Here is a 15,112-nt window from a genome sequence, read left to right as displayed (position 1 = left end):
TACCTGCATTTTGTTTTTTCCAAAACGACGAGAATAAAACGCTTAAAAATAGTCAGAAAAAAACCAAAACAGATTGTCTTTTTTGCTTAGTAATAGTTACTTACTTCAATAAGATTCTGATCAGGATCGCGAAAGTAAACCGATTTGATTTTTCCTACAGCTCCGGTTCTGTCTACAATTCCTTCAATGATTTCTACATTTTTCTGTCTGAGCTCTTCCATTACATGATGAATGTCTGTTTGTGCAATAAAACAAAGATCCGCGGAACCGCTGGTAGGACGTTCTGCTTTAGGCTCAAATTCATGTCCTTTCTGATGCAGATTGATCTTTTGATTTCCGAAGGTCAATGCTTTTCTGTTATCTCCGAAAATGACGACTTCAAATCCCATAACATTCGTATAGAATTCAATAGTTTTATCAATATCTGCAACCGTTAAGACAAGGTGGTCAAGATTCTTTATTTCCATAATTTGCTTTTAAGTGTCAATTCTGATCAAAATTAAAGTTATTTGTAAACCTGTTGTTACTATTATTCATTGTTTTTTTAGATTTAAAATAATAGATTTACACCAATTAACACAAAACCATGATCTATTATTTTTTTCTTCTTTTTATTATTGCCGTTTTTGGAGGAATCGCTTATCTCATAATGCGTTTTTTCAATAAATGGACCCAAAATAACAAGTATGAAGTACTTTTCAACACCTTAATATTTATCGGATCTTTTTTTCTGGTATCATTTGTTGGTATCTATATTTTCCTTTCTAGTCTGGATTTTTCCCGTTAACAAACAATTTTTTTTGAGAATTACATAAGCAATAGTCAGGTTGATCAAAAGGGCAGCCCAGACATTCAGTCCATAAAAAAGTTCATAATCATGCTGCGTTTCATTATACAACAAATGCTTAACGATTCTGAAAGTAATGGCTGTTGTAGTCACCGCATAGCTTAGAATCATATAAGTTCTATGTCTGTTGATATTTCCTTTTTTAATAAAAAGTACAGCAGCAATGGTGAAATATGCCCAAAGAGCATCCTGAATCAGAAATCCTGTAATTCCGATAAGGCCGCCATTTGAAAAAAGTCCCAGTACAAAACATGCCGGAACATTGATGATCAGAATATTGTAAACATATATTTTCCCAATGATCTTATGAAGATCTTTGTTTTCAGCTAAAAACCGATTTGAAAACTGTGTAAGACCAGCCAGAAGGCAAAGCGTAATAGAAAAAATATGAATATAGAAAAAAGCCATCCAATACGGATTGCCGACTACCTGCTGCTTAAAAACCAAAAACCCGATGTTTTTATCAAAAGAAATATATTGGGAAATCGTTTTCAGCATTAGAATACTGAAAATTAATACTGCAAATACAGCTATTGCTTTAATGATTTTTGTTCCCAACAACTTCATTATTTATCATTAATCGATCAATTATATCTTGATTTTACATAACTCCTTTGATTCGTAAATGCTGCAAAAGCATAATGGTCTTAGCATCTTTGATTTCCCCTGTATCAATCATTTTCAGAGTTTCTTCAAAAGAAAGTTCCAGAACTTCTATATTTTCGCCTTCCTCTTCCAATCCACCGCCGTCTGTAATTTTCATTTCATTTGAATATTCAGCGATAAAGAAATGAAGGATTTCCGTAACAGATCCGGGAGACATATAAGCTTCAAATATCTTTTCAACTTTGGAAATTTTATACCCGGTTTCTTCTTCAGTTTCCCTTTTTATACAGTCTTCCGGATTATCATTATCCAAAAGTCCTGCACAGGCTTCAATAAGCATTCCTGTCTCATTTCCGTTGATATAAGTTGGCAGCCGGAATTGCCTGGTTAGAATAACCGTGTTTAAAAGTTGGTTGTAAAGGAGAATAACAGCTCCGTTTCCACGGTCGTAAGCTTCTCTGCTCTGAGTTTCTGTGGTTCCATCCTTTTTCAAAACAGAATAGGTGACTTTGTTCAGTGTATACCAGTTGTCTGAAAGGATTTCTGTCTGAAGGATGTTGATATCAGGATTTTGCATAAGGAATATCTTCTATGGTATAATAAATGGTAAGGCCTCTTTCTTTGGCTATTCTTACATCTTCATCAGCTCCCTTTGATGCACCTTCTATACGCAGCACTGCATCACATTTTTCAAGTAGGGCATGAGCTACGGGATATTGTATTTCCTGCCATGCTTCATCACCTATTTGGGTAGAGCCGGCAAGGTTGATCAATGGCAATGCAACCCATTCTCCGATAATAGGGATGTGCCCTTTTCTGAAAATAGGAAGAGCAACAGATTCAAGATTGTGAAGATTCTGCTGAATAAGCTGCGGATCATCGTTCGTTCCGCTGCGGTAAGGGCCTGCAATAAGTATAAACATAATTTTTTTTGAGTAAAGTAACAGAACTTTCAGAGTAAAAAAAATAATATAGCTTAAGAGAAGCTGTTTTTTTGTTTGGATTTTATAAGGCTTAAAAATTCAGGAGTGATACCTAAATAAGAAGCAATTTGTTTTTGCCTGATACGTTTTACCGCTTCAGGATATTTTTGTAAAAAGTTATAATAGCGTTCCTCTGCCGGTAAAGAAAGATTTTCAATCGTTCGGAGTTGTTCTCTGATGTAAGCGTTCTGCATCATGATACGGAAAAACCGTTCAAATTTCGGGATCTTGTGATAAAGGTCATCCAGATGATCTTTTTGAAGTTGCAAAATAGAGCTGTCTTCCAATGCTTCAATATTCAGCATGGCAGGCTTCTGATTGATGAAACAATACATATCAGTGATCCACCAGTCAGAAACCGCAAACATGATCGTAGATTCTTTTCCTGTAATATCCATATGAAAAGCCCTCAAAATTCCTGTCTGAACAAAATTGATCTCTTTACAGGCTTGTTGCTGTTGTAAAATCAATTCTTTCTTAGCAACTTTTTTTTCTTTTAATAGAGAGAGAAAATAAGATTTCTCCTGATTGGTAAGTGAAATATGCCTGGAAATATTTTTTAGGATTAAAAGTTCTTCCCCCATTCTGTTATTGCTTCTTTAATAGATCTTCTAAAGCCTTATTCAGGTCCGGAAACTTAAAATGAAACCCTGCATCCTGAAGTTTCTGTGAAGAAGCTCTGGAGCCTTCCAGTATAGCCGTAGCCAGCTCTCCAAAGATTAACTTCAAGACAAATCCCGGAACATTAGGCATGAATAAAGGTTTTCCAAGTACTTTGGCAATCTTTTTTGTAAGATCTTTGTTAGTAATATGTTGCGGAGAAACAGCATTATAAGCTCCGTCCATTGCTGGATTTTTTAAAGCAAGCTCATAAACAGAACAGATGTCTTCAACATGAATCCATGGCATATATTGCCTGCCGCTTCCTAAAGGTGATCCAATATAATATTGAATAGGAGGAATCATTTTCTTTAAAGCTCCGTCTTTTTCGGACAGTACAACAGCAGTTCGTATTTTCACCACTCTTTCTGCCAGATTCTGTTCTTTGAAATCGTCTGCAGCTCTTTCCCATAAAACTACAACTTCACTTAAAAAATCATTCCCGGGAGGATCACTTTCAGTATAAATCTTTTCTGAAGTTTCAGTACCATAAAAATTAATTCCTGAAGCTGAAATAAAAGATTTAAGTTTTATTTTATTTTCTCTTAAAGCATTTCGAAGTAATTCGGCTGAATCAACACGGCTTGAGATCAATTCTCTTTTTCTTTCTGGTGTCCAGCGCTTTTCTGAAATATTGGCACCGGCAAGATGAATAATATGAGAAACATTCTCCAGAGCAGCTTTATCTATATTTCCTTTTCTGATATCCCATTCATATTCATGATCATGTTCTTTTTTTCGGGTCAGAAACCTGATTTCGTATTCCTTACCTATCTTTTTGGCCAGTTCTTTGGCGATCATGCCACTGGCTCCGGTGATCAGAACAACTTCTTTCATAATACTTTATTTAAGGTGTGCGGGTTATGCCTGATTCTTTACAATCAGTACAAAATCATCTTCCAGAAGTTTATAGCCGTGATCATAAATAAATTTGTATTCAGAACCGTTTTTATAAACTTTCAGATTGGTGAAGTAATCAAAATCAAAACCTAAGCCATCCAGCCTGGATCTGGCTACTTTTGTTTTACCGTCAGTATTAATTTCCATCAGTATGCGGTAGTTTTTGCGGAGTTTGTTGTTCACATTCCGCATCAGGTTACTAGAATCCTTATTTTGCTTATTGTTATAGGCGTTCCGGCAGGCATCGTTGCAAAACTTTTTATCAGACCTTCCGATGATTTTCTCGCCACATTCCAGACAATTCATCTTTTTATTTTTTTATTTTGTGGGGATGTGCATGTCTTTTTCGTAACAGTCTTATGAATCTGCTGTGGGTAGGATAACTTCTGTTAGGAGTAATATTATTAAAAAACAAAGCTACCAGCAGCAGAATGATACACCCCGAAAGAACAGGGGAGATGACATACCAATATCCCAATTCCGGAATTTTCCCGGTAGAACTTACAGCAATCAGAGCTGTAGCACCTCCTGGTGGATGTAGGGTTTTGGTATACTGCATTAATACAATAGAAAAAGCCACGGCCAAAGGAGCCGAAAGCCAGATGATATCCGGAACAAACTGATAGACTGTAACACCTACCAATGCAGACAGCACATGTCCGCCTACAAGATTTCTGGGTTGTGCCAGCGGGCTCTGTATTGCTCCATAAATAAGAACACTTGAAGCCCCAAAAGAACCAATCAGGAATATATTCTCCGTCTCCATTAACGAATGAGACTGGATAAATGCGATGATCCCAATTCCGAAAAAAGCACCCAAGAATGACCAGATATGCTCTTTGTAATCAACAAGCGTTTCTTTATAGATCACATATTTGGAAACTCTGAATGTTCTTTTTATACTGTTCTTCATTTACTCTTCTTTATTTATAATTTGAATTAAATTTTCTATAAATGACCGTGTATACGTTCCGTTGTCATCATAATCAGGATCTAAAATAGTAATCTCTATTCCAAAACACAACGGACTTTCAAATAATGGTTCCAGCATTTCTCTGAGATCATTATAGCTGATTCCGTCTTCCATTCTACTGTCTACAGCCGGCATTATCTCATCTTTCAGAATATCCACATCAAAATGAATGAAAAAGCCGTCCAGATCTTTATCATCCACCATTTTCAGAAAGTTTTCAGCGGTTTTTCTGAAGCCATTCTCCCTGAGACGGTAAAGATCATAATAATGAATATTGGAATTGACGATTTGATTAACATATTCATCATCATCTGTTTCTGCATTTCCGCAACAGAAAACATTTTCCTCAGATAAATAGGGCTTTAAACCATCAATATTCGTCAGTTTCTCATGTCCGGTTCCGGTAATAATAGCGAGATCCATTCCTGCTGCACCTCCTGTTTCTGAAAGTTCCGGTGGGATAAAATCTGTGTGCCCGTCAAGATAAAAGAGTCCGAAGTTTCCCAGTTTTTTCAAAGCAACAGCATTTCCAATCAGAATGCTGCAGTCACCACCCAGAATAATATTGAATGTATTTTCTTCGTAATTCTTAAGAATATATTCAGCCTGCTTTTTGGCGTATTCAATAATGAGATCTGCATTTCTGACATTAGATTCCTCATCAAAATCCATGGAATATTCCGGAGCATCAAGTCTGAAAACTTTTTTAGGAGCAATTCTACGATGAAAATCAAATTTCCTGAGCCAATCCGGAAGTTTTCGAACCCCGGGTTCTGTCTCATGTTCCTTTTTTGTAAGTCCCAAATTGAGAGGAAACTCAAAAATATTGATATTCCTTTTCATAGATGAATTTTCACAAAGATACGGAATTATCCGTTTGTAAATGGATAACCGTGAGACAGACAGTTATTTTACTAAAACAAACTTTTTCTTAGAATCAAATGGTTAATTAACTATGAAATACAATAAATTATGCTTCGGAAAGCTGAAAAAGACTAAACTGATTTTATTAATCTCTGTTGGCTATAGCAATATGTTTTATAAAATCACCTAATTTATTCTTGAAATTGAATTCTAAGACTGTATTTTATTTAATTCCCTTTTGTTTGAAAAAATCAGTATTTATCAATGTTTTAAATGAAATTTTTATTCATAAAGTTTTATTGTTATGTATAACTAACTTGTTTTCAGTAAATAAATTGAATTTTTATTTCACTTTACAGTGTTTTTTTATAAATTTGATATCAACATTCAAAAAAGCAAACCATGAAAAAATCCAATTTATTGATGAGTATTTTATGCTCTTCTTTCTCAATTGCACAGGTAGGGATCAATACGACTTCCCCACAAGGTGTTTTAGATGTTACCTCAGCAAATTCAGCTGTTGTATTAACCAGAAATGCCAACCCTCCGGCCAATGTAACCACACCCACAGCAGGAATGATTATCTATGATTCCACGAATAAGACCTTAAGGTATTATAATGGAACCCAATGGAGTACAGTAATTTCTTCGCAAACCTTAACAACCGCTAATGAAGGAGTTGTTAAGCTCAATAGCGGGGCAGGAGTGAAACCCTCATTTGCATTCAAATCTTCAGGAGGGGTTCCTTTAATGACTTATCAAAACATTGTTTACCAAACTCCGATGAATATTGTGACAGACTTTGCTGCACCTCCTACCACCACATGGCCGGAAAATATTATCAATCCAGTACCTGGGGATATATATGATCCTGCCACAGGGCGGTTTCTGGAAAATCCTATTGCAGGCCAGATTCACATGTGGAGAGTCATTGTAAGCTATACCAATAAGAATAACGGTTCTGTTGCATTTGTGACAGTAAACCTCTCCAACCCGGTTCCTCCTTCAACATTCTCCATAGATCAGACAGCCGTTGCACCCAATGGGGTAACATCCGGAAATCTTGTTTTTTATCTGGTGAGTGTTGCCGATCCTTTATCCATAGGCAGCGGATATCTTATTAAAATAAAATCTGATACCTCATTGGATGCTACTATTGATAGTGTAACAAGGATTTCTCAGGCAAAAGATTAATCTCATATTAAAGCTTATTTTCAAATTTAACACAGACAAGAGCAAATTTATCAGGTTTGTTCTTGTTTTGATGATAATGAATAAACGACTTGTTTAAGACAATACCAATTAAAAAATGTTACTATGAAAAAACAACCTGTTAAGCCGGAATTTACTTTGAAAATGTTTGAAGTACTTAGCCGGATGTGGCTTGTAGGCTGTGTAAAAACGGCAGCGGAACTTAATATTGCAGACCAGCTGGCATATGGCCCCAAAACAATCTCTGCATTGGCAGCAGAAACTCACTCCAACGAAAAAGAACTGTACCGGATTATGAGAGCCCTGAGCAGTGAAGGTATTTTTGAGGAACTGGAAAGTAAAACTTTTGCATTGAATGATTTAGGAGCAGCTTTGCAAACAAGTGTTCCCGGGACCGTAAAAGACTTCATTATAGCCAATGTGGGAGAACATTTTCCCGGTTTTGCAGACCTTATTTATGCCGTCCAGAAAGGTAAAGTTCCTTTTGAACACGTTCATGGGATGAATATCTGGCAATATTACAAGGAACATCCGGAACTGGGGGCAAATTTCGGAAGAGGAATGACTGGTTTGTCCGGAATGGTTCTGAATGGTATTGTAGAAAACTATGATTTTACACCCTATAAAACCATAATAGATATAGGTGGAGGTAATGGTGCAATGATGTATGCAATGTTGAATGCATCACCAGAAAGTTCCGGGATTATCTTTGATGAAGCCCATGTTACTGAAAAAACATTGCAGCTTATTCCTGAAAATTTAAAAACCCGTTGTACCGTTGCTACAGGAAGTTTTTTTGAAAAAGTTCCTTCAGGTGCAGACCTGTATACAATGAAATGGATTATCCATGACTGGAATGATGATGAATGCATACAGATTCTAAAAGTCTGTTACAATGCAATGCCAAAAGGAGCCAAATTATTGATTGTAGACGCCGTTATTCCTGACAACAGCAGAAATGAACCCCACATCTCAAAGTTGTTTGATATCGTAATGATGGCATGTCTTACCGGAAGAGAAAGAACATTGAACGAATTTAAAGATCTTTTGGAAAGATCAGGATTGAGGTTCAGCAGACTTGTTCAAATCGGGACTGAAGTTAAAAGTATTGTAGAATGTGAAAAGCCATAAATTTCATTTCTAAGTTTAGATGATTAAGTGAAGGTACTCAATAGTTTTGTTGAGTACCTTTTTATTCATTTAATAGGATGTTTCTTTTTAAAAAAAGAAAGTCAGAATAGAAAAAGCTCCACTCTGACTTCAATATATTTTTTTGGTAAGCATTTTTGATGCTTTCTATTTTTTCAGTCTTTCGATTTCCTCTTTCAGAAGTCCAATATATTCCTGCATCGTTTTAATAATCTCTAAATTAACTAGAAAAAAAATCCTTGGCAATACATCTATTTACTATGTTTTTTTTGAAGGAGAAAAATATTTTAGGATATAGTTTTCTATCGTTTAATTTTTACTTTAAAAGTGATGATTATTGTTTTTTAAGCTTGGTAAATATTGCTTTTACAGAATTCTATTTATTGTAATATCCGTTTTCAAACGACTACAAACGGATTTAAATAGTTTATAACCGACTGTGATATCGGAACATCACAATCTTTGCAACAGAGATTTGAGAAAAACAGTGAACGTCTCTTATCTGAATTATTAATCTTTAAAATCTAAAAGTTATGTCACTAAGAAACAAAGTAACATTAATTGGTTACACAGGAAAAGAAGTTGAAATGGTAAACTTCGATAACGGAAATGTAAAAGCAAGCGTATCCTTAGCAACAAGTGACCATTATACGAATGCCAAAGGAGAAAAAGTAGAAGAAACACAATGGCACAATCTTATTGCCTTTGGGAAAACAGCAGAAATTTTTGAGAAGTATGTTTCCAAGGGAAAAGAAATTGCCATAGAAGGAAAGCTTACCTACAGATCATATGATGATAAAGATGGGGTGAAGCGGTATGTCACAGAAATTCGTGTAGATGAGATCTTATTATTAGGAGGAAAATAATTCTAAAAACACAAATGATGAAAGTAAAAGTTTTTAAAATAAGACTTCCGGAAGAATTTCTGTACAGAGATCAGAAAATGCTGGATGATTTTCTGGATACCCACGAGATTATGAAAGTAGAAACAGCTTTTGTAAGTGAAGAACGGTATTGGTCTGTAATATTGTATTTTGAAGATCTGAAACTGACAAAAAATACAGTTAAAGAACCAAAAGCAATTAAATATTCTGCAGAGAATGATTTCTTGAATACAGATGAAGAAAAAATATTGGATGCTCTGAAACTCTGGCGATCAGAAAAAGCAAGGGAACAGAATCTTCCCACTTATTTCATTGCCAGCAATAAAGAGCTGATATCTGTAGCCAAGTATAAGCCTGCCAGAAAAGAAGAATTGCTGGAGATCAAAGGGTTTGGAAAGCATAAGATTGAAAATTATGGTGAAGAGATTCTTGAGATTCTTGAAAGCGTGTGATTTTTCAGAATAATTGATTACACAATAGCAAAAAGCTGGGGAAGATTGTTTCTTCAGCTTTAATGCTGTGTAAAGTCCATGCAATTCCGTACTTTTGCATTTATCAAAATGACATACAAAAAATGAAGCCAAGTTTAGCAAAAGGGACGAGAGATTTTACGGCACAGGAAGTTTCCAGAAGAAAATATATCATCAATATTTTACAGAATAATTTTGAATTATTCGGATTTCAGCCATTGGAAACTCCAAGTTTTGAAAATCTTTCTACACTTACGGGGAAATACGGAGAAGAAGGAGACCGTTTGATCTTTAAGATTTTAAATTCGGGAGATTATACTTCTGATGTTAATCAGGAAGACTGGGATCATAAAAACCATCAGAAACTTGTTTCTCAAATTTCCGAAAAAGCTCTTCGTTATGACCTTACCGTACCTTTTGCAAGATTCGTGGCTATGAATCATGGAAAGCTGACATTTCCATATAAACGTTCTCAAATTCAGCCTGTTTGGAGAGCAGACAAGCCTCAGAAAGGAAGATATAGAGAATTTTATCAGTGTGATGCGGATGTAGTAGGAAGTGAAAGCTTATTACAGGAAGTAGAGCTTGTTCAGCTGTATTTAAAATCTTTTGCAGACCTGAAAGTTCCTGTTACCATTCATATGAACAACAGAAAGATCCTTTCCGGATTGGCAGAATATGCAGGAATTACAGATAAATTGATTGACTTCACTGTAGCATTAGATAAACTGGATAAGATCGGTAAAGAAGGCGTTGTAAAAGAATTATTGGAAAGAGAAATTTCTCAGGAATCTATTGATAAACTGGATTTCCTCTTCAGCCAGTCTGACGATGCATTGGAAAACCTTCTTCAACTAAAGGAAAAATTTGCAGGAAATGAAATCGGCTTGAAAGGTGTAGAAGAACTTGAATATGTCCTTACACAGTCTCTGAGCCTTGGTGTTGATATGCAAAATCTTGTATTCAATATTACCCTGGCAAGAGGATTGGATTATTATACAGGTGCTATCTTTGAAGTGAAAGCAGATGAGGTTGCTATGGGATCCATCGGCGGAGGCGGTAGATATGATAACCTTACAGAGGTTTTTGGCGTCAAAAATATTCCGGGAATAGGAATTTCATTCGGGTTAGACAGAATCTATCTGGTAATGGAAGAATTGAATCTTTTCCCTGAAGAAGCATCATCCAAAATTGAATATTTGTTTGCTAATTCCGGAGGAGAAGAAACAATAGAAGCTTTAAAACTGATTATGCAGCTAAGAGCAAAAGGAATTTCAGCAGAATTATATCCTGAAAATGCAAAGATCAATAAGCAGTTTACTTACGCAGAAAAGAAAGGCATAAAGAACGTTGTTTTCCTGGGTGAAGAAGAAATTAAAAATAATACAGTTACCTATAAAGATCTTGAAGCTGGTGAAAAGAAAACCGTTTCTCTTGAAGAATTCTTAGGATAATAGTATTGAAAAAATTGCCCAATATAATATCATTTTACTTGGGATATATAAATAGAAAAATAACCACAAAAGCTTTTTTGTGGTTATTTTTTTGATTGGTGTTAAGATTTAAATATTTTTGATCTTTAAAATCGGTTCAGAATTTGTAATTTGGATCACAGGGTGAAATTATGCTCTGAATTCATAAAAACTTTTAAACATAAAAACCAGATGAACACTATTTGCGCATTGTGCGGAACACCGCTAACGGCAACAGATATGTCTGTAGGTAAAAATAAACTTGCTGACGGCGGTTATTTGTGTGCAGTATGCTTTACTAAAGCTGTTACTATCAACAGAGATCTTATCCATAATCTCGATCAGTTTTATTTTGCAGAAATTACAGGAATGATTCTGAAAAGCAAAATTGATGCAAGCCAGAGTACCGGAGAATCACAATATGCACAAAACAACCATTACGAATATGATGCACCGACAAGGCTGGATGAAATAAAAGATCAGATTGTTGCTCTTAATGCAAGACTGAGTGTTCTTGCTAACGAAGAAGTGAATGAATTGGCGAATGTTCTGGACAGAGATGAAAGACTACTGGCTATTGCAGAAGGGATTGATCTTCAAACTAACAGGGAAGGAATTATATTTTCAACACAGAAAAGGGTAGCTTTCATTGATAAAAAATTTCTGGGCGGCGTTGTAAAAAATGAATTTTCCCTTCAGGATATTTCTTCCATTGATCATCTTGAAAATCTTTTGTATTCGATCTTGAAAATCAATACTTATAGAGGTGATGCACAGTTTAAACTGCACAATAAAAACGACGGAAGGGCATTTTCCAATGTCAAAAACAGAAGTACAAACTATCCTGATAACGAATTGAGAAGGGATTCAAGTCCATTGCAGGCATTTTCCCAAACGATTCCGGATCTGGTTCAGGAAAATGTTTATTCTACAGATAAAGGAGACTCCGGAGCTATCTTTGAGCAATTGGAAAAACTGGGTAAACTTAGAGAGATTGGAGTGCTGACAGAGGCTGAATTTGCCGAACAAAAGAAAAAATTGCTTGATAAATTATAAAAAAGGAAAAATGAGTAATAATTGTGCATTGTGTAAAACAGAATTGACCTCTATGGATACGCTTTTGGGAGCTAATAAGCTTTCAGATGGCAATGTTTTATGCAATAAATGTTTGAATGAAACGAGCAATATCAATGAAGAATTGCTGTACAATCTCAATAAATTCAGTATTGATGATATTAATGAAATGCTGAGAACAGAGGAAAAAGAATCCGTTCTGCCGGCAGCAGTGGTACAGCAAAATCTTCCTGTAACAATAGATTCTGATTCAACCCAAATTTCAAAAGAAGTTTACAAACGGAGACAACGCAAAATAAAATTTGAACTTGAAAAGTTGAATGCCAATCTTTCAATGTTTACGAAAGGAGAAATCAAAGAACTTCCTTATCTGATTTCCGAAGAGGAACAGATTATTGCCATTACAGATGCTCAGTTTGTCAATACATTGGATGCAGGGGTATTGGTGGCAACTCCAAAAAGGATGATTTCTGTATCAAAAGGAATGTTTGGTGCAGCAAAGATTAATGATTACCGTAATGAGACCATAAATTCGGTAAGCTTTGTAACACATCCGAGATCTCCGATCATTAAACTGCATTTGGACGAAAGAGTAGTTGAGTTTGAATGCTATATGGATAAGGAAGATGCAGAAAAGTTCTATGATATCATAAGTCCTCATTATAATAAGCCGAAAGAACAATCTCCGAAACAAATTGATCCAGCAGACAAAAGTGTTTCAGTGTCATCAGAAGAAATTTTTAATCAGCTTGAGAAATTAGGAAAACTGAGAGAAAACGGGATTTTGACCGATTCCGAATTTGCAGAACAGAAAAAAAAGCTGCTGGAGCAATTGAAATAAAACTTTTAATAACCCAATCATGAAGGACAAAGTATCGGCAGAAATAGTAGAAAACTGGCTTAAAGGATGGTGCTTATCAAGAGAGGTACCTTTTCCTGTTCAGTATAAATCCGGTTTCCACGTGATGGTAGGAGATGAAAAACAAAAAGAACGTTTTGTATTTCCTGAACTTAATGATGATTTTTTCCAACTTGCAGATTCAATTGATGAGCCCTGGATTTATCTCAAAGTATCTACTTCTCCTGAAGCATTTATAGATAAAATCCCAGAAAGATGGAAACTGCAGCCACAAGGATATATGATGACCTGTTTTCACCCGATGAATTTTCCGGAAATCAGCCTTGCAGAGGGATATCACTTAGAATTTTCTGAGTATAACACCACTTTTGTAGTCAGGATTGTAGCAGAGAATAGCGAACAGGCTTCTATAGGCCGTGTTTCCCTTGTCAATGGTACTGCTATATATGACAGGATTATTACCGAGAAAAATCATCAAAGAAAAGGGCTCGCTTCTTTTTTATTGAAAGAACTTGAGAAGATCGCTTTATCAAAAGGATTCTCAAATAACCTTTTAGTAGCAACAGAAGAAGGAAAGCGGTTGTATGAAACGTTAGGCTGGAAAATGTATTGCCTGCACAGTTCTATCGTAATTCCGTCCGAAACTTAATATTTTGACCAAATTAAATATTTAATCACCAATAAATAGTAATTTAGGCTTATAAACTGTTACCATGAGTGAAAAATCAAGACTTGACGAAATAAGAGAGGAACTTAAAAAACTGGATATCAGTCCTACCATATTTGCCCGAAAAGAAATTCATGAGCTGCCGGATATTCTTTCAGCAGACGAAAAAATTGTCTATCTCGTTGAAGGCAGAAATAAAACAAACAATCATCATATCATTTTAGTAGCTACAGACAGAAGATTGATCTTTGTAGATAAAGAATTCATGTATGGATTGAAAGTAGAGGACTTTTCCTACAGCAAAATAAGCTCAATACAATATGAAACAGCAGTGTTGCTGGCTTCCATAGATATTCAGGTAACTGATGATATCGTAGAGATAGATGGAGTAGGAAGGTATCATGCAGAGCTTTTCTGTGAAAAGGTAAGAGATTTTATGTCCCGCCCTGAAGGCTCCACTCAGAATACACCTGAACCCAGTGTTTTAGACCTGCTCGAACAATTGGGAAGATTAAAAGAATCCGGGGTTTTAAGTGAGGAAGAATTTTTGGATCAAAAGAAAAAGCTCATGAATAAATTATAATCAGGACGTAAGTAAGCTTTAATAAAAAGCAGAATTAACACTATTTTAAAACTAAAACAATGGAAAATTACTTAGAAATAAATAAAAAATCATGGAATGCTAAGGTTGAACCGCACCTGAAGTCGGATTTTTACTTTGTAGATGAATTTTTGAAAGGCAGAACTTCACTCAACTCAATAGAACTGGAGCTTCTGGGAGATATAAAAGGAAAAAGTATTCTGCATTTGCAGTGCCATTTTGGGCAGGATTCTATTTCCCTGTCAAGAATGGGTGCTAAAGTGACCGGAATAGATCTTTCTGATCAGGCTATTGATGCAGCGAAAGATCTTGCTCAGAAATGTGGTACAGATACAGAATTTATCTGTTCAGACGTATACGATCTACCTAATGTGCTGGATCAGAAATTTGATATCGTGTATACAAGTTACGGTACAATAGGCTGGCTTCCTGATCTTGAAAAATGGGCGGGTGTTATCAATCACTTCCTAAAACCCGGAGGACAATTTATCATGGCGGAATTTCATCCGGTTGTCTGGATGTTTGATGATGACTTTACAAAAGTTGTTTACAATTATTTTAATGAAAAACCGATAGTAGAAACCTATGAAGGAACCTATGCAGATCAGTCTGCGCCCATCATACAGGAATATGTCATGTGGAATCACTCTTTATCAGAAGTTCTCGATAATCTGGTTAAAAAAGATTTAAAACTGGATACTTTTCAGGAATTTGACTGGTCGCCATATCCTTGCTTCAGACATGTAGATGAATTTGAAAAAGGTAAATGGAGAATTCCACAGTTTGGAAATAAAATACCACTGGTTTTTGCTTTGGCAGCACAGAAAAAATAAAAACTGAATTAAAAGCTTTCAAAATAAAAAGTCATCGTAATACTGATTACGATGACTT

General features: G+C 35.5%; 19 protein-coding genes. 10 read left to right on the top strand and 9 right to left on the bottom strand.

All coding sequences use genetic code 11. The features are described 5' to 3' along the window. Positions 1-86: 86 nt before the first annotated feature. The 9 genes from LC457_RS16500 to LC457_RS16460 form a co-directional block, all read right to left on the bottom strand. Positions 87-467, bottom strand: coding sequence for a VOC family protein (locus LC457_RS16500; RefSeq protein ID WP_223600863.1), 381 nt, complete (start codon positions 465-467; stop codon positions 87-89). A gap of 269 nt (positions 468-736) precedes the next feature. Further along, positions 737-1,414 carry a DUF2306 domain-containing protein gene (locus LC457_RS16495; protein WP_223600862.1) on the bottom strand — a complete coding sequence of 226 codons (678 nt, stop codon included), beginning with the start codon at positions 1,412-1,414 and terminating at the stop codon, positions 737-739. A gap of 34 nt (positions 1,415-1,448) precedes the next feature. Then, positions 1,449-2,030: a GDP-mannose pyrophosphatase NudK gene (nudK, locus tag LC457_RS16490; RefSeq protein ID WP_223600861.1), complete on the bottom strand. Its 582-nt coding sequence runs from the start codon at positions 2,028-2,030 to the stop codon at positions 1,449-1,451. Further along, positions 2,017-2,376, bottom strand: a complete 360-nt coding sequence (locus LC457_RS16485; protein WP_223600860.1) for a DUF4406 domain-containing protein — start codon at positions 2,374-2,376, stop codon at positions 2,017-2,019. Before LC457_RS16485 ends, nudK begins: the two co-directional genes overlap by 14 nt. 53 nt (positions 2,377-2,429) lie before the next feature. Then, positions 2,430-3,020, bottom strand: a complete 591-nt coding sequence (locus tag LC457_RS16480) for a Crp/Fnr family transcriptional regulator (RefSeq protein ID WP_223600859.1) — start codon at positions 3,018-3,020, stop codon at positions 2,430-2,432. 4 nt (positions 3,021-3,024) lie between these two features. Next, positions 3,025-3,933 carry a TIGR01777 family oxidoreductase gene (locus tag LC457_RS16475; RefSeq protein ID WP_223600858.1) on the bottom strand — a complete coding sequence of 303 codons (909 nt, stop codon included), beginning with the start codon at positions 3,931-3,933 and terminating at the stop codon, positions 3,025-3,027. Positions 3,934-3,957: 24 nt separating this feature from the next. Then, on the bottom strand, positions 3,958-4,302 hold the full coding sequence (locus LC457_RS16470; protein ID WP_223600857.1) for a hypothetical protein: 345 nt from the start codon (positions 4,300-4,302) through the stop codon (positions 3,958-3,960). A 4-nt stretch (positions 4,303-4,306) separates the two neighbouring features. After that, entirely contained in the window at positions 4,307-4,909 is a 603-nt protein-coding gene (locus LC457_RS16465) for an HPP family protein (RefSeq protein ID WP_223600856.1), read from the bottom strand. Continuing rightward, entirely contained in the window at positions 4,910-5,812 is a 903-nt protein-coding gene (locus tag LC457_RS16460; RefSeq protein ID WP_223600855.1) for an arginase family protein, read from the bottom strand. A gap of 423 nt (positions 5,813-6,235) precedes the next feature. Between LC457_RS16460 and LC457_RS16455 the strand changes: the two genes are divergently transcribed. The 10 genes from LC457_RS16455 to LC457_RS16410 all read left to right on the top strand — a co-directional run bounded on the left by LC457_RS16455 (position 6,236) and on the right by LC457_RS16410 (position 15,054). Next, positions 6,236-7,027, top strand: a complete 792-nt coding sequence (locus tag LC457_RS16455) for a hypothetical protein (protein ID WP_223600854.1) — start codon at positions 6,236-6,238, stop codon at positions 7,025-7,027. A gap of 123 nt (positions 7,028-7,150) precedes the next feature. Then, on the top strand, positions 7,151-8,176 hold the full coding sequence (locus LC457_RS16450; RefSeq protein ID WP_223600853.1) for a methyltransferase: 1,026 nt from the start codon (positions 7,151-7,153) through the stop codon (positions 8,174-8,176). 551 nt (positions 8,177-8,727) lie between these two features. Further along, a complete protein-coding gene (locus tag LC457_RS16445; RefSeq protein ID WP_184554386.1) occupies positions 8,728-9,060 on the top strand; it encodes a single-stranded DNA-binding protein in 333 nt (110 codons plus the stop codon). Positions 9,061-9,077: 17 nt separating this feature from the next. Continuing rightward, positions 9,078-9,530 (top strand): HRDC domain-containing protein, encoded by a 453-nt coding sequence (locus tag LC457_RS16440; protein WP_223600852.1) that lies wholly within the window; start codon positions 9,078-9,080, stop codon positions 9,528-9,530. Positions 9,531-9,652: 122 nt separating this feature from the next. Continuing rightward, on the top strand, positions 9,653-11,002 hold the full coding sequence (hisS, locus tag LC457_RS16435; RefSeq protein WP_223600851.1) for a histidine--tRNA ligase: 1,350 nt from the start codon (positions 9,653-9,655) through the stop codon (positions 11,000-11,002). A 210-nt stretch (positions 11,003-11,212) separates the two neighbouring features. Next, on the top strand, positions 11,213-12,076 hold the full coding sequence (locus LC457_RS16430) for a PH domain-containing protein (RefSeq protein WP_223600850.1): 864 nt from the start codon (positions 11,213-11,215) through the stop codon (positions 12,074-12,076). 10 nt (positions 12,077-12,086) lie between these two features. Next, on the top strand, positions 12,087-12,935 hold the full coding sequence (locus tag LC457_RS16425; protein ID WP_223600849.1) for a PH domain-containing protein: 849 nt from the start codon (positions 12,087-12,089) through the stop codon (positions 12,933-12,935). A 19-nt stretch (positions 12,936-12,954) separates the two neighbouring features. Further along, entirely contained in the window at positions 12,955-13,602 is a 648-nt protein-coding gene (locus LC457_RS16420; RefSeq protein WP_223600848.1) for a GNAT family N-acetyltransferase, read from the top strand. Positions 13,603-13,666: 64 nt separating this feature from the next. After that, on the top strand, positions 13,667-14,203 hold the full coding sequence (locus LC457_RS16415) for a PH domain-containing protein (protein WP_223600847.1): 537 nt from the start codon (positions 13,667-13,669) through the stop codon (positions 14,201-14,203). Between the two features lie 59 nt (positions 14,204-14,262). Then, the gene (locus tag LC457_RS16410) at positions 14,263-15,054 is read left to right on the top strand and encodes a bifunctional 2-polyprenyl-6-hydroxyphenol methylase/3-demethylubiquinol 3-O-methyltransferase UbiG (RefSeq protein ID WP_223600846.1); all 792 of its coding nucleotides are present in this window, start codon (positions 14,263-14,265) and stop codon (positions 15,052-15,054) included. Positions 15,055-15,112 lie beyond the last annotated feature (58 nt).

This window comes from Chryseobacterium sp. GVT01B (assembly GCF_019970045.1).
Classification (GTDB): domain Bacteria; phylum Bacteroidota; class Bacteroidia; order Flavobacteriales; family Weeksellaceae; genus Chryseobacterium.
The sequence above is the reverse complement of the archived record's forward strand: the minus strand, read 5'-3'. Positions and strand labels throughout refer to the sequence as shown.